Source organism: Pseudoalteromonas sp. SR43-2 (genome assembly GCF_014163885.1).
In the GTDB taxonomy this organism is placed as follows: domain Bacteria; phylum Pseudomonadota; class Gammaproteobacteria; order Enterobacterales; family Alteromonadaceae; genus Pseudoalteromonas; species Pseudoalteromonas distincta.
In genome coordinates, this window is the sequence record NZ_JACJED010000013.1 from 96,324 (window position 1) to 116,727 (window position 20,404).

A 20,404-nucleotide genomic window follows, 5' to 3' on the forward strand; every position below is an offset into this window, starting at 1 on the left:
ATACTCCGAAACAAAACAAGACATTAGCCGGACTTTCGTCCGGCTTTTAGTGGAGAGGATTAAAGACCTACCTTAACCCAACCTGCTGTCCAGTCTGTTTGTGCATCCATTGCACCAATGTAATCTACTGAATCAAAGTAACTATCTAGGCTTGAAGAATCAAAACCATTACCTAGCAGTAATGACTCAGCCGAAGGCATATATCCGTTATCTGCTAAACCAAGGTCTGTGGCTGCTTGCACAGAGTTACCTGTTTGGCCTAAGAACCAAGACTCAACATTACCAGTACCAATTGCTTGCGTACCAAAGTTATTTGCCGTTTCACATGCAACAACTGAGTGAGTAACAGTTAATGTACCATCCTCTGCGCGAGGAGCTGAATCTGAACCTACACGTAAACAATTTGAATAATCTGCCCCGCCTGTCACAACCACGTTCTTAAGCATACCCGCAGTGCCTGCACGTAAACGTATACCGTTAACCCCTACATTACCAATAATAGTAACATTAGAAATTGTAGGCATTGTGAGTGGTGTTGCACTTGAATCAAACTCAGAGTTATCCGCCTCAATTGCATTATCACCTGTTGAGTCGGCTTGCTTGATAAGTACGTATTGCGCTTTACCCGTCCAACCAAATGACCAATCTAGTGAGTCATCACCAATATTAGTTAAAACAAGGTGACTGATGTTTGCAGTACCACCGAAAAATTCAACACCATCGTCCAGATTTTCATGAACGTGAATGTAATCAAGCTCTGTTTGACTACCAACACCAGCAAGCGTAATGCCGTTTAGCTCATCTCCGTTACCTAGCGTTTTACCTGCTTGTTTAACTGCCACGTATTTTAAAGTACCTGAGTTATCTTCTGGGTCATTACCACCAAATTGGCCAGCGTCACCTTCAGCAGACACACCACAGTTTGCAAGCTCATCAGCGGTAGCTTCGCCTTCTTGATCGCCACACGAGTTAGCCGGTGCATTACCTAAAAGCACTAAACCGCCCCATTGAGCAATAGTCGTTTCGCCACCAGTAACATCTTCAATAGACGTCATAGTAATTGGCTGAGTTGCACTGCCCACGGCCTCTATTTTAGAACCACGACGAACAACTAAAAAGTCATCACCCGACTCGCCAATAAGCGTAGTACCAAATTGAACATATAAAGTCGTTTCATCAGCGCGGTCATTACCTACGGCTGTACGGCCTTTGAGAATCCAATGGGCATCGTTAGTTAATGTTACGTCTGAAGTGAATACAACATCAGAAGTTAACTGATAAACTGGCTTGTCTGTGATTTCAGGAAAGCTCGCTGATACATCAGTAGCAAAACCCTGCTCTAAGGCATTTTGAATATCATCAGGAAAACTTGGTGTTATAGCAACTGTCCAACCATCCATCCAGTTATTATCGCCATCAAACGCACCAATATAATCTGTTTTAGTAAAGAACGAATCAAGGTCTGACGAATCAACACCCGAACCTAATAATGGTGAGCTAGATTTAGGTGTAAAGCCATCGGTTGCTAAACTAAGGCCAGCAGCTGTCAGCGTTTGGTTGCCTGTTTGGCCTTCAAACCAAGATTGAACGTTACCACCACCAATTGCTTCACTACCAAAGTTATTATCTTCACTACATGCCACTACTGAGTTTTCAATAGAAAGCTCACCAGATTCTGCATTTGCTACAGAGTCAGAACCCACACGTAAACAGTTTGAGTAACCTTCAGGTCCTGTAATTACTACATTACGTAGAACGCCCGCTGTACCTGCACGTAAACGAACACCGTTAGTGCCATCAGCACCTACAATTGTTACGTTAGAAATTAGTGGCTTTGTTAAAGGTGTAGCATTTGAATCAAATTCTGAGTTATCCGCTTCAATAGCGTTATCACCACCAACAGCACTTTGTTGAATATAAATATTTTGCGCACGACCTGTCCAACCAAACGACCAATCAAATGCATCATCACCAATATCAGTAAGTACTATGTTACGAACATTTACAGTACCACCAAAAAACTCAACGCCATCATCAAGGTTTTGATGAACTTGGATATATTCTACTTTTGTTGCAGAGCCTACACCCGCAAACGAAATACCATTAAGCTCATCACCGTTACCAAGAGTTTTACCTGCGTGCTTAACGACAATATAACGAAGAACACCTGAGTTATCATCGCTAATATCGCCACCAAACTGACCAGCGTCACCTTCAGCTGATACACCACAGTTAGCAAGTTCTTCAGCAGTCGTTTCACCAGTTTGATCGCCACACGAGTTAGCAGGAGCATTACCTAAAAGTACTAAACCGCCCCATTGACCAATTGTTGTTTCAGCGCCTGTTACATCTTCAATAGATGTCATTGTAATAGGTGCAGTTGCATTACCATTGGCATTAATTTGCGAACCACGACGAACAACTAAAAAGTCATCACCTGATTCACCAATTAATGTCGTGCCTGCTTGAACATAAAGTGTTGTAGCGTCTGCACGGTCATTACCTACTGCTGTACGGCCATTTAAAATCCAATGTGCGTCATTTGTAAGTGTTACATCCGCTGTAAACGTTGTATCTTCAGCTAAGCGATATACTGGCTTATCTGTAATTTCTGGAAATTCGCTTGATACGTCTGAGGCTAAACCTTGTGATAGCGCATTATCAATATCAGTAGGGAAGCCACCATTGATACCAACAGTCCAACCTTCCATCCAATTAGTTGAGCCATCAAATGCACCAATTTGAGTATTTGCAATAAGTGGCGAGCCAGCAAGTGGTGTATAACCGTTGTCATCTAGCATTAAATCAGCTGGGGTAAGTGTTTGGTTAGCGTCTTGGCCTTCAAACCAAGATTGTACATCGCCACCGTTAATAACTTCGCTGCCAAAGTTATTCGCTGCAGTTTGACAAGCAACAATAGAGTTTGTAATCGTAAGTGTGCCATCCTCAGCACGAGGTACTGAATCTGAACCTACACGTAAACAGTTTTCATAAGTAGCTGGGCCCGTTACAAATACATTTTTAAGAACCCCAGCAGTACCCGCACGTAAACGAATGCCGTTATTGCCCTCAGCACCCACAATTGTAACGTTTGAAATAGTAGGTAAAGTTAATGGCGTGGCACTTGAATCAAATTCAGAGTTATCAGCTTCAATAGCGTTATCGCCTACGTTAGCCGCTTGCTGAATATAAACGTTTGTGGCTGAGCCCGTCCAACCAAAAGACCAATCTAGCGAATCGTCACCAATATTTGTAAGTACAACATTGCTTACATTAACGGTACCACCAAAAAACTCGATACCATCATCAAGATTTTCATGTACTTGAATATAATCAACCGTAGTTGCAGAGCCAACACCTGCAAACGTAATACCATTTAACTCATCACCATTACCTAACGTTTTACCGGCTTGCTTAACAAGTACATACTTTAAAGTACCTGAATTATCATCACTGATATCGCCACCAAACTGACCTGCATCACCTTCAGCCGACACACCACAATTAGCAAGTTCATCAGCTGTTGCTTCACCTTCTTGGTCGCCGCAAGAATTTGCTGGCGCGTTACCTAATAATACTAAACCGCCCCACTGACCAATCGTTGTTTCTTGAGCTGTAACATCTTGAATTGAGGTCATTGTAATGGGCTGACTTACAGTCCCTACCGATTCAATTTGTGAACCGCGACGAACAACTAGGAAGTCATCTCCTGTTTCGCCAATAATCGTTGTACCTTGCTGAATATAAAGCTTGGCGTTATCTGCGCGATCATTACCAACCGCAGTACGGCCATTTAAGATCCAGTGTGCGTCGTTTGTTAACGATACATCAGTAGTGAACACGGTATCTGCAGCTAAGCGATATACGGGCTTATCTGTAATAGATGTAAACTCACTAGAAACATCAGTTGCTAAACCTTGAGTTAGTGCATTATCAATATCAGTAGGAAAGCCAGTGGTAGCATTTTGTGAATCATCACGTGATGACGTTTCACCACTTGTATCGTCACCGCCTTCAATAACGTTAGTTACTGTATCACCTTCATTAATAGTTGTGTCGCCTTCAGATACTACTAAGTCTCCACCACAACCAGCTAAAGATACTGCAGTTGCAATCAAACTTACTTTGAATAAGTCAGATAATTTCATTGTTCACTCCGTTAAAGTATTTAATTATTTTTTAGGTGCTCAAATAAACTCAAGTCACCATAAAACACTTAAATAATGCTTTAAGGTCACTTGAGTTTAGCTGCGGTTACAATACGGGAGACTTATGACAAAGTAGTTACAGTTTAATAACCATAAGATGACAAAAGTAACTTATTTAAAATCAAACAATTGGATGCTTTTAGAGACGATAAAAACCGCCCTGAGGCGGTTTTAGTGTTGCGATTATGAACTCGTTTTACACGCGTGACTTGTTAATTAGTAAAGCGCTTTAAAATTTACAGTAAAGCTGTTCTAAGTGTTTCTGCATGCACTTTTTCGCGCTTTACATATTTGATCCACTGCTGTGCTAAACGCTGAGATTTTTTATGTTTTTCTGCCTGCTCAAACGCTAAAATTGATGCATCAAAATTTTGCATGTTGTACTGCGCCATACCCAGTGCAACAAATGCATTTGATTCAAAATCAAGACCACCTTTATCAAGTGCTTTACGCGCTGCATCGGCGGCTTCTTCATATTGCTCTGTATTAACAAATACTTCGGCTAAACGTTGATCGTATTTACCGTGCTCAGATAAATCAGCAGCTTTTGCAAAGTAGGTAATAGATTTTTCATCTTCTTTAGCTTGGATCATCGCCTCGGCAACAAAAGCGTAGTTTTTTGCTGTTTTTTCAGCAATATCTTTATCAATGGCATCGCTCATCACTTTTGCAGCTTTAAACGCTAAACCATTGTATAAATACACTTGCGCTAATTGGCGTAAATCAGATTTAGAGGTTAAAAATCCTTGCTGGTAAGCCGCTTCAATTACCGCCAACTGTTGTTTCTCCCTACCTGTTTCACCATACATACCCGATAACTGCACCCAATACTCAGGCTTATTATAAAGCTTTACCATGCGCTCAAGCACTTCAACAACTTTGTCAGTTTGATTAAGCGAGTAATACATTGCACGCTGTAGTACTAACCAGTTTTCTTTAGGGGCTTTACCTTCGCTGTCGCTTAAAGCAATCACTTGAGATATGTACTCAAGTCCTTTTTTATAATCTTTTAACTGATAGTATGTTTGAGCTCTTAACAAGTAGTAGCCTTCTGTTTTAGGCTGAGTGTTAATACTGTCCCAGTCATCTAAAAAAGAGATAACTTTAGTGTAATCACTATTAGCCATAGCCAGTTGAGCCAAGCTAAATGTAGTGCTTAAACGAAGTGACTCAGGAATGGCTTCCTCTGCTACCACTTTTTCAAACGAGGCAATCGCTTTTGGTAAGTCGTTTTCGTTGTAATAAATAAACCCGTAAAAGTTATGCATCATTGCCACTTCGTACGAGTTCATGCTTGCAGCTCGCTCTTCAATGCTATCAAGCGCTTCAAGTCCACCTTTAACATCACCATCGTCAGCAAGTTTTTGCGCACGAGCAAGCTGGCTATAAACCTTTTCACGCAGTGCTGGTACACGTTTCGTTTTTTGTTCTTGCTCTGCATGTGCCGTAGCTACATTTAGCCCTGGAATTAGGCTTAGAGCACTTGGTGCAACAATACTTGTACTGATCGCAGCGGTACAAAATAGTGTTAACTTTAAAAGTTTAGCTGTAGGTAGTAATTTCATAATCGCCTCGCATTTCTGTCCGTTTACTCGTGGTTAATTACTAAATTAACCGCTAATTTGGAAAGATATTTTGTTCTGAACACCCGCAACTTCAACGGCTTCACCGTTTACTACGCGCGGTTTATATTTAAATTTAAGGGCTGCATCCATCGCAGCTCTATCAAAAAGTGACTCAGGCTCTGCTTTTACTACTTGTGGGTCGCGTACAGTGCCTTGTTTAGTTACTGTAAACTCAACAATAACGTAGCCTTCTATGCCACGTGATAACGCACGGCGCGGATAAACAGGGGCCACCTTTACAATCGGTAAGTATTCACCATCACTTGTTTCAAGTGCTAACCCGCCGGCTAAATTTACATCCGCATCTACATTAGCACCAAAGTCAAAGTTGTTAGCATTTGCTGTAGCATCACTATTTTGCATTTGCGGTGATTCCATTGGTGGTGGCGGCTCTTTTGGTGTTGGTGGCTTTTGTGGCTTGCGCTCTTTTTTTTGTACGGTTTCTTCTTTTTTCAAGCGAACAAAATCAAGTACGTTACCCTTAACCGGATCCGTCATAGCGCCTTCACCGCCAGTGATCAGTGCCTGCATGCCTAAAAACAACATAAAGGTCACTACACCGGCTATCACTAATGCAACTAAATATCGCAACATAACTAGCCCTTAAGACGCATCTTGTGCGGCAATTGATACATCAAATGCGCCCGCCGCGCGCGAGGCATCCATCACCTTAATCAACATTTCGGTAGTGGCTTTTTTATCCGCTTGAATCACAACGCTACCTTGTGGATTTTCTGCTTTTAAACGCTCGATATTGGCTTGTACTGCGCGTACATCAATTTGACGTTTATTAATCCAAATCTCGCCTGTATCAGAAATAGCCACTAAAATATTAGCACGCTCTTTTTTAACAGCTGTTGCGGCTTCTGGGCGATTTACATCAATACCGGCTTCTTTAACAAAAGAAGCAGTTACAATAAAGAAAATAAGCATGATAAATACAACGTCTAGCATTGGGGTCATGTTTATTTCTTCAGCTTCGTCTTCTTGAAATAGGTTTCCTAACGGGGCTCTCATTTTTATTCTCCTAGGATGAGCGGCTTTATAAGAGCCGCTTATCAAAATTTTGCTTAATGGTCTAAAACCATGCTGTCTTGTAGTAGTTCTACTTCGCGCTTAGCTTTTCGTTGTAAGTACGTTGAGGCAAATACCCCAGATAACGCACCTACCATACCTGCCATTGTCGGGATAGTTGCTTTAGATACCCCTGATGCCATTGAGCGGGCACTACCAGTGCCGGTAATTGCCATTACATCAAACACTTCTATCATGCCTGTTACCGTGCCTAACAAACCAAGTAGCGGGCACAAAGCAACCATCACGTTAATCAAAGAAAGATTGGTGTTTAAGCGCATACCAGCTCGCGATATCATCGCTTCGCGTATTTGCTCTGCATTCCAGCTATCTCGTTCTGCACGGTTAATCCAAGTGGCTTTAAGAGCGTGTTTATAGCTTCTAAAACCATTAAAAAAGTAAATAAATCGCTCGAGTATCAATAACCACATCGCGAAGATTAACACCCCGATGACCAAGAGAACTTGGCCACCAGTGTCGAGAAAATCACGGATAGCATTGATTGAGTCAATCAATAGCACCATGGTTTATGCTCCCTTCTCGCTTCGCTCTGCAATAATACCGGCGCTCTGCTCTTGAATAGTTAACAAGATATTTTTAGCGCGCGTATTAAGTAAGGTGTATAAAAATACCGTTGGTATGGCGACCACTAAGCCCAATACCGTTGTTACTAGCGCTTGAGAAATACCACCCGCCATAAGCTTAGGATCCCCAGTACCAAATAAGGTGATTGCTTGGAATGTGTTGATCATGCCGGTTACCGTACCTAGTAAACCTAACAGCGGCGCAACAACAGAGATGATTTTGATAAGTGTTAAATTACGCGTCACTTTTGGCATTTCACGTAAAATAGCTTCACTTAATTTAAGCTCCAGTGTGTCGTGTGAAACACTTGGAAATTGATCTTTTACTTTCATTACGCGTCCAAGCGGATTGTCATCACGTGCAACTGTATCTTTAAGCTGACGACGAATTTTACCGCCCATAATTAATAACGAGAAAAAACGCTCAAGTGATATAAGTAGTGCAATAACACCTACGCCTAAAATCACATAACCCACTGTGCCACCTTGATGAACACGTTCTTGTGTATCAGGTGCTTGTACTAACAAACCAAGTATAGAGCCACCTGTTGGGTCAAGTGCAAATTGCACCACGCCACTTTTAGTGCTTTGTAGCTCTTCTGCTGTTGCAGTAAAGCGCGATACAGGTTGGCGTGTTAATTCACTCAAAGAATTAGTCGAGGAGTTAAACTCTAAATACTTACCGTTTGATATAAGGTTAAATGCGCCGACTCGCACAACTTCTTGCTGTGCTTTAGTACCGCCTTCAACAATAACACTTGCGTTAAAACGACTTACTTTACCTTGCTCGGTCATTTCGCGTTGTAATTCAAACCATACTTTTTCAATATCTTCTATTGAAGCAAGTTTTGAAGTTGAGCCCATCTTTTGAGCAAGGTCATCCATAAACGTACTGCGCCCAGCAATCTGAGCAGATACTATTGATGTCGCAAACTTATTACTAGAATCCCCTGCAACTTGTTGAAGAACGCCAAACAACTCTTTAAGCGAACCCATGCGTTTAGAAAGCGTGTCTGTTAAGTTAGCAAGTTTTACTTCGTTTTCTTCAAATTGCGTTTCTAGACGTTCAGATTCCACCAGCATTTGATTGCGCTTTGCTTGGGTATTTTTAAGTGTTTGTACTTGCTCGTTTTGGCGAGCAGCAAACTCTTGTTCACGTTGTTTATTTTGCTCGCTTTGAGCTGATTTACCATTTTCGAGCGTTTTAAGTAATGAATCTAAGTTCATTGGCTCTGCCGCTATACTTGCACCAGTAATGCTTAGGCTTGCAGCAAAAAGAGCTATTTTTGTCATTTGAGTAAACAATTTCATTTTCAACCTCTTATTCTGCTGCATGTACTGGCAGAGTTAACATATCTGGGGCAAGTTGTTTACGCGCAATGCGTAAACCTTTATTAATTTGGCTTATTGTAGAGTCTGGTAATGCTTCAAATGATTTTGTATCTGCATTCCAACTACCTGCTTTTTTGCCATCGCGTGTTAAGTAAATAAGCTCTAAACGGCCAATGCGTAAAAAATCAACTTCACGCTCTTTGTCATCCACATTTAAAAGTGCGGTATAAGCTTCAATAGTGCGCCCGTAGTCAACTTCTACTTGATACGCTTCAAGTACACGGCGAAATTTTTCACTTGAGTTAATATCAGCACGATTCATCATTTCTTTTAAAGACGTAACGCGCTTAGTGCGCTCATCAGCTAAAAATGGAATATCTAAAGATACAAACTGCTCAAGACCTTCAATCATTCTAAGCATTAGCGGCGTAATTTGACGTTCAATAATAGAAACCTGATCCATTGACAGGTTTAAAGATTCCATCTCTTCTATTTGATTATTTAATTGTTTAGTTAGCTGGGCGTTGTATACAGCTAAACCATCAATCTCTTTATTGAGGGTTTTAAATTGCTGTAAACGTCCTTGCATTGAATCTGCAATCTTGTCTATTTTTGTTTGTGATTGCGCAGCTGATTTATTAATTTCACTGCTTTTATCAATAACCTTATCTAAATCGTTTGCGTGTACTGCTGCACTTGCGGCCACAATACCAGCTAAGATTAATGGTTTAACGCCTTTCATCGCATACACCTTTACTCGTTAGTTAGCGGATTTGCTAGTTTGTTTTTTTAGGTCATAAACTTTGTTATATAAATAATTTATGACTTAATAATTTAATGAGCAGGAGTTTATAGATGAAACATGACAAGGATGTTGCGCAAAAAAGTCGCTTTTATGACAATGGTAACAATTAAGACTTACGAGGAGGTTTTAACGCCAATAAGGGTACTTGCTGGCCAAATACCCCTCATTAAGAAGATACAAGAAGGTGGTTAGTCCAAAATTGAATTAATTTGATTAAGAGAATAGTGCCAATCGGTATAATTAATTTCTATAGGGTAAACTTTATTATCTTTAATAAGCACTAGTGAGGGAAAACCTTGAATTGGTAAAGTGCGAACAAAGGATAACTCCGCTTTGAGCTCCTCATTAAGCTCGCTCGACGCTAGCTGCTCCGAAAACTCATCTTTATTTAAGCCAATTTTTTCAGCCAAACTAATTAATGTACTTTCATCAGACGGGTTTTGTGCGTTTAGATAATAAGCGTGTTGAATAGCTGCCACCATTTGAGCTTCTTTATCTGCTTTACGCGCTATAAGTGCAGCTCTGCATGCGGGATACGTTGAACGCCTTGGCTGGCAGTTGCGCCAAAAATCATAATTAAATTGCGTACCTAACTGCGCTGAAATTTTATGCCAAGTCCCCTCAAGCATCTCTTTCATATTTTGTGGCATTGGGTCTTGGCTATCGGGTGCTAGGCCACCTACTTTATATTCTATTGCCACTTTACCAGCAAGCTCTGATTTTAGCTTAAGCCAGGTTGGTGAGTAACCCCAACACCAACTACACATTGGGTCATAGACATATATTAACTTACTTTGAGACATATTAATCCTTCAACTAGTTTGAGACGACTCTATTGCGACCTGAAGCCTTTGCACTATAAAGAGCTTCATCAGCTTGCTTTAACGAATCATCATAATCAGTTACTTTATTTACTTGGGAAATACCAATGCTACAGGTGATTGAAATACGCTGCTTGTCATCAGTAAATATAACATGCCCTGCCACGGCTTCTCGAAATTTGTTCGCAATTACAGAGGCTGCAGAGGCAGTGAGCTGCGGTAAAATAACAACAAATTCCTCACCGCCATAACGGGCCTTTAACGCAGTTGCCAAAAACTGAGACTCAAGAAGTTTCGTGAATTCTATCAATACCGTATCACCAAAATCGTGGCCATGCGTATCGTTTAAAGATTTAAAATTATCTAAATCAATTAACAAAATTGAAAAAGGTAAGTACTGCTCTGGGCGTGTTTGAGCAAGCTTTAAAAAATGAGAGGTAATAAAACGCCTATTTGCTATGCCAGTAAGGGGGTCAGTATAAGCATCTTGTTTTTGCTCTAGCGTAATATCGGCAATAGCCATGTGGCTTTTATGCCTAAAATACTCACCAATAAATGAGAATAAAAATACCATAGAAAAGGACGCTATAAAACGTGTTTTTTCTACGTTGCCATAGCTAACTTGACCAAAGTCAGGGCCGTATAAAATAACAATACAAGAAAACAGTAAGGTACAGCCTAACCAAGCACCTAATCTAACCCCTAAAGATGCAAACGTTACGACAGGATAAAACATTAGCCAATATAGAGCGGTATTATCTTTACCGCCGGTATAAACAAGTGCAACAAACATCATGCACACAATGCTCACACTTATTAATGCCACAACTTGCAGGTTACCCGTTTTTATAAAGTAGATAGAACAGCTTATATTAGTAATGTTAACGATAATTAATGAAGCGGTCAGTAGTGGCGAATAAAGCTTATAATTAAAAAACACTAATACTGCGATCAACACAATTGAAATCCCAATCATGGTAAATAAAGAAAACGCTTTGCGTTGCATGTCTGAGCTATAAACACTGTCGATATTTATTAGACTGAGCCAATTTGGTTTATTCACATTTTTTTTAGTCATTAATTTTATACTTTAAACTTTTGAACCATATTTTCTAAAGCACTAAACTGTTGTTTTAGTTTGGTACATTCGTCAAGCGTGTCATTTAAGTTGGCCTTGCCTTGTATACAAAGCGAATTAATTGTTTGAATATCTGTATCTAATAACTTAACAACTTGGTTTTGCTCATCTGTTGCAGTGGCCACAGAGTGATTTGCATCGTTAATTTGTTGAATCGCTTGTATAACATGGCTCATTAAATTGCCAACAGCATCGGCTTGTTGCACGCTTTTTTCACTGCCTTCAAGACTTGTTTTCATAAGCTCTACAGCAAGGTTTGAGCCTTTTTGCAACTGACTAACCGTGTCTTCAATCTCTTGCGTTGACTGTTGAGTGCGGTGCGCTAATTGGCGAACTTCATCTGCTACAACGGCAAAACCGCGTCCCGCCTCTCCTGCTCTAGCGGCCTCAATTGCGGCATTAAGTGCCAATAAATTAGTCTGCTCGCTTACACCTTTAATAACTTCAAGCACTTGGCCAATACTGGCTGTATGCGAATTTAAACTGTTTATAGTTTGCTGAGCTTTTTCCATATTACCCGAGAGCTGGTGGATAGTTGCAACACTGTGGCTTAATGCTTCTTGGTTTTGTGTTGAATGTTCATCTGCATTTTTAGCAAGCTGCGATGCACTCTCTGCATTACTTGAGATATCCATTGATGTGGCAGAAAACTGGTTGATAGCCGCTGCAACACTATCGGTTCTTTTACTTTGATCATCATACATAGACAGCGAAGAATGTGTTTGTGATACCAAGCTCTCAATAGCTGTATCTAATTGCTTTGTAGACTCTTTTACTTGCTCTATTGAATGCTGAATTTTTTCGATGAAAATATTAAATGAATAGCTTAAATCGCCAAATTCATCGTCGTTTTCAACGGTTAAACGCCTTGTTAAATCGCCCTCACCTTGTGCTATATCTTTAATAGCATCGTTTAAACGATTCATTGGCTGCATTAAATAGCGTAATAAAAGCTGCATCATAATTATAATAGTGATAATTCCTATCACCATAAAAACAGCTGCGGTTTGGCCAAAATTAGAGACACTGGCATACGCTTTATCTTTGTCTATAACAACACCTAGGTACCAATCTACGTTTTCAATACCACTAATTTTTGTAAACGAAATAAGCTTAGACTCTCCGTTTATCTCGTACTGGGTAAACTCACTTTGTAAAGGCGTATTAGTGCCAAAGATGTCTGATGTATTTTTTAAGTTTAACTGAGCATTTGGATGGCTTAACACTTGGCCTTTGCTGTCGAGTAAAAAACCATAACCGAGTCCTAAAAAGTCAATATCGTTGATAATTTTTGTCACGGTCTGCATATCAATATCGGCACCTGCAACGCCGCTAAATTGGCCATTTTGGAGTATGGGTACTACCGCTGAAATTGTAAGCTCGTTAGTAGTCACATCAATATAAGGAGTTGTAAAAGCGGTATTTGATTTGTTTTCGACTAATTTATACCAAGGGCGAGAAGTCGCATCAAAATCTGCAGGTAAAACGACTGATTGATCGTTTAATATAAACGTGCCGCTGGATTTACCTATATACGTATTTTTAAAGCTTCCAGCAAGCTCTGCTGTATTTAATTGTGAAAGGGTGAGTGCTTTAGAATCATTAGCTTTATGGGTTTTAGCAATTGATATAACAATCGCCAACTTTGCATTTAACCAACTCGCTATATTTTGTGAAACAGATTCGGAATTTTGTTGCAATACCAGGCTTAACTGCTGCTCGGTTTGCTTGCGCATCGCAATGTAGTTATTAAAAGTAAATAATCCTAGCACCAAAACCAAAATTAAGGAGGCTGCAATAGTCACTTTGGAAGTAAATTTCAACGAGTTAAGCATATACATCCTTTTTATTATTTATCGTTATTAGCCTTACTGTTTTAGCAAAAATTTAGCTAAATGTCCTAGTAAAAGAGACTTACAGTTAGGTTATTGATGAAAAATAAGAATAAAGGATTGTAAAAAAATAGGCTTTGGTGGGTAGCTGGCTAATATTAAAATAATTAATGACTAGATTTATAGCTTGTGGAACGTTCCCATTAAATGTAGCTTTATAAGTGACTGAATACGTATTCAGTCACTCTTGTATAGTCTGTTATTTCCACTTATTTGCTAAGCGAACAACATTTAAACCGTACCATGCAATAAATACATAACATAACATTGGAACAAAAAAGCTTTGCTGTATATTTACTGTATCAGCTATAAACCCTTGCAGTAATGGTACAAGTGCACCACCAACAATTGCTAAACATAACCAGCCAGAACCTTTGCTCGTCAATGATCCTAGTCGCTCGATTGCAACTGAAAATATAGTCGGGAACATAATTGAGTTAAATAAACCAATTGCCAATACTGAGTATAAAGCGACGTCACCTTGAGTAAAAATAGTGATCAATAATAGCGCAATAATACTAAATGCATTAAACGCTATAGCTTTAGAAGGTGCAATCTTTTGTAATAATACAGAGCCAATAAAACGTCCTACCATTGCCCCGCCCCAGTAATAACTAATAAGTGCGGCCGCAGTATGCTCTTCAAGCCCTGCTATGTGCGCCTCACCAAAGTAGTTAACTAAAAAGCTGCCAATGGCAACTTCCCCACCTACGTAGCAAAATATAGCAAGTACACCCATAGTTAAGTGCGGTGCTTGCATTAACGAACGAGATTCAATTGCTGTATTATTTTCCTCTTTGTGGGCTTCAATTTCTGGAAGCTTTATAAAGGCAAATACAATAGCGATAAGTAATAAAGCGCCAGCAAGCATTAAATAAGGCACTTTTACAGATTCAGCAGTTGCTGCAGATGCAGCTAAACTACCTGCAGTACCAAAAAATAATAAACCACCTACATAAGGCCCAACAGTAGTACCAAGCGCATTAAGTGCCTGTGCCAAATTTAAACGAGAAGAAGCTGTTTTTTCAGGCCCAAGAGCAGCAACATAAGGGTTAGCAGAAACCTGAAGTACCGTTACACCAGCGGCAAGTACAAATAAAGCGCCTAAAAATAGCCAATACTCATGTACTACAACAGCAGGGTAAAACAACATACAGCCAATTGAAGCCACGATTAAACCGGTTAAAATCCCTTTTTTGTAACCAAACTGCTTAACTAAAATACCCGCAGGGATAGAAACAATAAAATAAGCACCAAAAAAGCAAAACTGTACTAGCATCGCTTCAAAAAAGCTTAAATCAAATACACCTTTTAATCGTGGTATTAGTACATCGTTTAAAACAGTAATAAAACCCCATAAAAAAAATAGGGTCGTCATTGCAGTCAGTGGAAACAGGTAATTTTTATTTGGCTGTTCGTTGACCGCAAATGATTGGTTTGTATTTATTTCACTCACGTCGTTTTCACTCCATTAACAAGTTGAAAACGATTTTACATGTTTAAATATAAATTAGTCAGCGCACTTATGGAACGTTCCAGCAGAATTATTCACATTGTGTATTTGTCGCTCTAATAATTCGGTCTATTTCGCCACTGTTATTAAACTGATAAAGCCCTTCGTTTATATCCTCTAATACTAAAAGCCAATTATGCGCACGCTTACTAATGGCAAAATATAAAGAGTTATATTGCAAAGGAATGCTTTCTTGCTCAATGGAAGAAAGCAAAGACTGTTTTTCAGGTTTAGTTAAAGAGGAGTAAGCCACAGATGATTTCAATGCTTGAGGGTCGCCTATAACCAAATCAACACGCTTAGCAGTCAGTAGCTTAACAAGCTGTAAATCATCAACAGAGGTGATAACTTCAAACTCGCCATTGTCCATCATGGCATCAAACTCTGGCGTATTTTGATACCCTCGAACAACACCAATCTTAAGCCCTTTGAGCGAGTTCAAGTTTCCTGTGAAATGGTCTGTATCGACTTTCCTTTTTAAAAAAGCAATTTCACCACCTTTAAACGAATTAGATAAGCCGAGTAATTCTCGACGTGTTTTACCATCAACATAATCGGAGGGGGCTGTATCTTCTATAAAGTATTCAGGCATTAGTATGTCAGCCCTGCCTAGTTCTACATTTCGTACCGCTCTTGCCCAAGGCAAAAATTCAATATATACGCTGTAGCCCTTACTATTTAACAAGGCAATTGAAAATTGATAAACCCAGCCTTTATTACATACATTATTACCAATATAGGGAGGCCAATCGAGTGTGGCTAGATGAAGTGTTTGTTTGGAGTTTTTAGCTTCATAGAGCACCCCTGATTTATGGGAATGCCCAGTTAAGGTGTGTTGAGTACCATTTTGAAAATACTCAACCGATGTTTCAGCAAAACTATTACTAGTTGTTAGCAATAATATAAAATAAAACCAGCGCATTTTAGTATCTATTTGTGATTAATAGTGTTTTTAAGTTTAGCTACTACTATCACTTTTGCACAAATAAACCTTAACTAATCAGCTTTTTTGCCACCTCATTTTATTGTTTGTATCACGAGAGCTAATAATAGTATCGTCACTACTCTCAACGCCGCCTAATTTAGCTAAGCGGTCATACAAAACTACATTACAGGTTGCCGCTAAATTCATACAGCCAATAGTTGGAATATATACCACTTCATCACACCACTTTAAGACGTCTTTTGATACAGAACCATCTTCGGGGCCAAATACATAAAATGCATTTTCAGGATGTTTAAACTCAGGTAAAGGTGTTGCACCTTCAATAAGCTCAATAACCACAACCGTTGCGCCTTGTGGCTTTATTGCTTCTAAATTATCTGTTTCGGTTAAAGGAATACGCTCCACTACATTTTTTGTATCTGTATGGAATTTTTTGGCATTTAAGTAGCGATTGCCTGTAAAAAAAACTTGTTTAGCGTCATAACAGCCAGCTGCTCGCAATACACCACCAACATTAGTCGGGCTTTTAGGATTGATTAAACCAATTACGGCTTGTTGTTTACTCATTAATCTACGTCCTTTGTTGGCCATTCTGCAATGTACAAATCAAAGTCGTCGAGCTTTACATCGCAATCTTTTACTGTTTTGTCTTTTACAGAAATACCTAGCTCATGCATCTTTGTTTTATCACCATTATTTAATAACGGATGCCAAGAAGCCAAACCACGACCTTCATGTAAACGACGGTAACTGCAGCTTTGTGGCATAAAAAAGATGTCTTTAAGGTTTTCTTTTGTGAGTTTTACACAAGAAGGAACAAGCGTTTGGCGGTTTTCATATTCGCTACAACCACAGGTGTTGTTATCGAGATACTGACATACAATATTAGTAAATATTAATTGCTCACCTTCGCGTAACTGATCGGTGGCGGTAAATTCGTCTTCATCTTCGCTATCAATAAACGTATTTAAACAACATTTTCCGCATCCATCACAAATGGCTTCCCATTCGTTTTGACTCATGTCGCTTAAGCTTTTTTTAAGCCAAAATTGTGTATTTGCTAATTGTTGATCAAACATAGTTTTCTCGTGCCCCCTAAAGAGCGCGCATTCTACCGTATTGCTGTAAATGGCGCAAAGCCAATACCCTTTCAAAGTACTGGCTTTGCGCTACAAATTAGCTTTGAGATTTAACCCAACGCTTAATTTTTTTCTCAAGGATTGGCATTGGCAATGCGCCATCAATTAATATTTGCGTGTGAAACGCTTTAATATCAAATTTATTGCCGAGTTCTTTTTTAGAAAAATCACGTAATTCTTGAATTTTAAATTGCCCTAACTTGTAAGAAAGCGCTTGTCCTGGCCATGCAATATATCGCTCTACTTCAGCAATTACATCGCTCTTTGCCATAGACGAATTTGCAAGCATGTAATCTATACCTTGTTGACGCGTCCACCCTTTTGCATGAAAACCAGTATCAAGCACTAAACGCATTGCGCGTAATTGCTCATCCGATAAACGTCCATACCACATATAAGGGTCGGTAAATAAGCCTAGCTCTTTACCTAAGCTTTCTGCGTAAAGCGCCCAACCTTCTGCAAACACGGTATAACCACCAAATTTACGAAAATCAGGTAAGCCCTCTATTTCTTGCTGAAGTGCTATTTGAAAGTGATGGCCCGGGGCTGCTTCGTGAATCGATAAAGTTTCGAGTAAAAATTTAGGCTGCGCTTTTAAGTTATAAGCATTGATATAAAAAATACCAGGGCGGGAGCCATCAGGTGCCGGAGATGCATAGGATGCACCTGCTGCCGACTGCGCTCTGTATGCTTCAACTGCTTTTACAACGTAAGGTGCTTTGGGGGCTATGTTAAAAAGTAGAGGCAAACGCGCATCTATTTTTTTCTTAACGTTTTCATATGCCGCAATTAACTCCTCAGGCGTGTCGTAGTAAAATTCATCTGAATCACGTAAATGATCAAAAAATTCTGATAACTCACCTTTAAAGCCTACGGTTTCTTTTACTTTTTTCATTTCGCTTAAAATGCGCGACACTTCACTTAAACCAATGTCATGAATTTCGTCTGCAGATAAGCTAAGCGTTGTGTTTTTCTTAATTTGGTATTCGTACCACGCTTTACCGTTTGGTAAGTCACTGTAACCTACGCTTTCTCGACTATTAGGAATATACTGATTAGCTAAAAAGTCGCTCATGCTTTTATAAGCCGGTACTAAGTGCTGCATAATCAATTGACGATACTGCGCTGTAATTTTTTGCTTTTGCTGTGCGCTAAACGATTCTGGTAATTTTTTAATTGGTCCCCAAAATAGTGAATCCTCGGCATTTTTAACTACATGAGCTGCAAATTGTGGCTGTAATTTTTCAGCAAGTGGTTTTGGTAACGTAATACCTAGTTTAATGCCTTGCGCCATTGAACGCTCTACACTGGCAAGCCACTTTACAAAACCTTCGCTACGCGAGATAAAAGCGGTGTAATCTTCAACGGTATTAAACGGCTGAGCACTTTGACCTGAACCAAAACCTGCAAAGGTGTTATGCGCACCCGCCATTTGATTTATTGGTAGTAAATAATCAGGAAACTGCATGCCTTCTAATTTAAGTGCAAGGTCACGCTCTAATATTTCAAAACTTAAAAGCGATTGCCCTATTAACTGTGCTTTATCTATAAAGTTTAATCGCTGTTGATATTTTTTATAAAAAGCGGCTTTTTTTGCTCTATTTTCTTTTGAAATCACAGGCGTGAATTGATCGTTAAACTCATTACGACCATTGTACGTTGCGCTGATGGGGCTATATGTGAGCGATTCATCGTAATACTGTGCAACAAGTACATCGAGTTGTTGCTCTGCTGAAAGCTCTGAAACAATACCTGCTGATGCGTTAACTGTGTTTAACTGTGTACTGGTATTAGTCTGTGTACTAAGCTCAGTATTCATACAGCCACTTAAAGCAAACATAACGCCACTGGCAACTAATGCTAATTTAATTGATTTCATGATAATCCTTTTTAATATCGTTTTTTAATTATGCTCATTAAACCGTGCTTAATAAAGAAATTACGATAGATTGCATTCATCGTATTAAATTTGCACTTTTATCTGAACTTGTTACATTTCTATTAATTCAAATATGATTTAAAAGAAAAATAAAATGAAAAAACAACTACTCAGCACCTCTATTGCCTTACTTTGCTTAACCGCTTTTAATACCCATGCAGTTACATACCTATCAGCTAAAGCCATGGTTGATGTTAAAGATGGCAAGCTCATTAAATCTCCCTTAATTACTATTGATGATGGCGTAATTACAAACATTGAACAAAATAAAAAACCAACGCTGTCTAAAGGTGATAAACATATTCAACTACCTGATTTAACCCTTATGCCAGGTTTAATGGATATGCATGTGCATTTAACGAGCGACCCTACGGTGCCGCGCAGTGAACGTTTAGGCCAGTCAGTTCCTAGAGTGGCGATTAAAGCGGCTCATTTTGCTAAAAAAACCTTAGAAGCTGGATTTACAACAGTACGTAATGTTGGCGCAGAAGGTTACAGCGTCATAGCCGTGCGTGACGGCATAAATGCAGGTGACATAGTTGGCCCTCGTATTTGGGCTGCAGGCCCATCACTCGGAATTACTGGCGGGCACTGTGATAACAACCGATTACCTCCTGAGCTTAAATATACTTCAAGTGGCGTTGCAGACGGTCCATGGGCTGCGCGTATAAAAGTACGCGAAAACATTAAATACGGGGCAAACGCTATTAAGTTTTGCGCCACAGGTGGAGTATTTTCAAAAGGGACTAAAGTAGGTGCACAGCAGTATTCTTTTGAAGAAATGAAAGCCATTGTTGATGAAGCCCATATGCGAGATTTACCAGTAGCTGCCCATGCACACGGCACAAGCGGGATTAAAACGGCCATTAAAGCAGGTGTTGATAGCGTAGAGCACGCCAGCTTTTTAGATGACGAAGCGATAGCACTTGCCAAAGAGCATGGTACTTGGCTTTCTATGGATATTTATAATACCGAATATACGCTCACTTATGGCGAGCAAAACGGCGTAGACGAAGAAAACCTAAATAAAGAGCGCCAAGTTTCTAAAAGGCAACGTGATAGCTTTAGCCGTGCCGTAAAAGCGGGTGTTAAAATGGTGTTCGGTACCGATGCAGCAATTTACCCGCACGGAGATAATGCAAAACAGTTTAGCCGCATGGTTGAATTTGGCATGACAGAACTACAAGCCATTCAAGCATCAACTATTAATAGCGCTAAGTTATTAAAAATGGATACTCAGTTAGGACAAATTAAAACCGGATTTGCAGCTGATATAATTGCGGTAAAAGCAAATCCTCTTAAAAGTATTAAAACCTTAGAGGCAGTACCTTTTGTAATGAAAGCAGGTGTTGTTTATAAAAACCAGTTGTAAATACACGCTATTAAGG

The 20,404-nt window shown here is 39.6% G+C and carries 16 protein-coding genes; 1 reads left to right on the forward strand and 15 read right to left on the reverse strand.

The window, feature by feature from the left end:
- Positions 1 to 59: 59 nt before the first annotated feature.
- From H5120_RS12380 to H5120_RS12450, 15 genes are all read right to left on the reverse strand, one after another.
- A complete protein-coding gene (locus H5120_RS12380; RefSeq protein WP_182674671.1) occupies positions 60 to 4,148 on the reverse strand; it encodes a hypothetical protein in 4,089 nt (1,362 codons plus the stop codon).
- Between the two features lie 296 nt (positions 4,149 to 4,444).
- The gene (locus H5120_RS12385; protein ID WP_182674673.1) at positions 4,445 to 5,773 is read right to left on the reverse strand and encodes a lipopolysaccharide assembly protein LapB; all 1,329 of its coding nucleotides are present in this window, start codon (positions 5,771 to 5,773) and stop codon (positions 4,445 to 4,447) included.
- 45 nt (positions 5,774 to 5,818) lie between these two features.
- Positions 5,819 to 6,424, reverse strand: coding sequence for an energy transducer TonB (locus H5120_RS12390; protein ID WP_024597386.1), 606 nt, complete (start codon positions 6,422 to 6,424; stop codon positions 5,819 to 5,821).
- A gap of 12 nt (positions 6,425 to 6,436) precedes the next feature.
- On the reverse strand, positions 6,437 to 6,850 hold the full coding sequence (locus H5120_RS12395) for a biopolymer transporter ExbD (RefSeq protein ID WP_004334764.1): 414 nt from the start codon (positions 6,848 to 6,850) through the stop codon (positions 6,437 to 6,439).
- A 53-nt stretch (positions 6,851 to 6,903) separates the two neighbouring features.
- Entirely contained in the window at positions 6,904 to 7,431 is a 528-nt protein-coding gene (locus H5120_RS12400; RefSeq protein ID WP_182672359.1) for a MotA/TolQ/ExbB proton channel family protein, read from the reverse strand.
- A 3-nt stretch (positions 7,432 to 7,434) separates the two neighbouring features.
- The gene (locus H5120_RS12405) at positions 7,435 to 8,802 is read right to left on the reverse strand and encodes a MotA/TolQ/ExbB proton channel family protein (RefSeq protein WP_004334754.1); all 1,368 of its coding nucleotides are present in this window, start codon (positions 8,800 to 8,802) and stop codon (positions 7,435 to 7,437) included.
- A 10-nt stretch (positions 8,803 to 8,812) separates the two neighbouring features.
- A complete protein-coding gene (locus H5120_RS12410; RefSeq protein WP_004334751.1) occupies positions 8,813 to 9,565 on the reverse strand; it encodes a DUF3450 domain-containing protein in 753 nt (250 codons plus the stop codon).
- A gap of 251 nt (positions 9,566 to 9,816) precedes the next feature.
- Positions 9,817 to 10,431, reverse strand: coding sequence for a DsbA family protein (locus H5120_RS12415; RefSeq protein WP_182674675.1), 615 nt, complete (start codon positions 10,429 to 10,431; stop codon positions 9,817 to 9,819).
- Positions 10,432 to 10,444: 13 nt separating this feature from the next.
- Positions 10,445 to 11,527 (reverse strand): GGDEF domain-containing protein, encoded by a 1,083-nt coding sequence (locus H5120_RS12420; protein ID WP_182674677.1) that lies wholly within the window; start codon positions 11,525 to 11,527, stop codon positions 10,445 to 10,447.
- A 5-nt stretch (positions 11,528 to 11,532) separates the two neighbouring features.
- The gene (locus H5120_RS12425) at positions 11,533 to 13,422 is read right to left on the reverse strand and encodes a methyl-accepting chemotaxis protein (RefSeq protein WP_182674679.1); all 1,890 of its coding nucleotides are present in this window, start codon (positions 13,420 to 13,422) and stop codon (positions 11,533 to 11,535) included.
- Positions 13,423 to 13,678: 256 nt separating this feature from the next.
- Positions 13,679 to 14,935, reverse strand: coding sequence for a sugar MFS transporter (locus H5120_RS12430; RefSeq protein ID WP_182674681.1), 1,257 nt, complete (start codon positions 14,933 to 14,935; stop codon positions 13,679 to 13,681).
- Between the two features lie 88 nt (positions 14,936 to 15,023).
- Positions 15,024 to 15,914, reverse strand: coding sequence for an ABC transporter substrate-binding protein (locus H5120_RS12435; protein WP_182674683.1), 891 nt, complete (start codon positions 15,912 to 15,914; stop codon positions 15,024 to 15,026).
- Between the two features lie 78 nt (positions 15,915 to 15,992).
- On the reverse strand, positions 15,993 to 16,505 hold the full coding sequence (locus H5120_RS12440) for an RNA methyltransferase (RefSeq protein WP_024595017.1): 513 nt from the start codon (positions 16,503 to 16,505) through the stop codon (positions 15,993 to 15,995).
- Positions 16,505 to 17,017, reverse strand: a complete 513-nt coding sequence (locus H5120_RS12445; protein ID WP_004334734.1) for a YcgN family cysteine cluster protein — start codon at positions 17,015 to 17,017, stop codon at positions 16,505 to 16,507. Before H5120_RS12445 ends, H5120_RS12440 begins: the two co-directional genes overlap by 1 nt.
- Before the next feature lie 97 nt (positions 17,018 to 17,114).
- Positions 17,115 to 18,956, reverse strand: coding sequence for a DUF885 family protein (locus tag H5120_RS12450; RefSeq protein ID WP_182674685.1), 1,842 nt, complete (start codon positions 18,954 to 18,956; stop codon positions 17,115 to 17,117).
- Positions 18,957 to 19,110: 154 nt separating this feature from the next.
- Between H5120_RS12450 and H5120_RS12455 the strand changes: the two genes are divergently transcribed.
- A complete protein-coding gene (locus H5120_RS12455; protein ID WP_182674687.1) occupies positions 19,111 to 20,388 on the forward strand; it encodes an amidohydrolase family protein in 1,278 nt (425 codons plus the stop codon).
- The last annotated feature ends 16 nt before the right edge of the window (positions 20,389 to 20,404 follow it).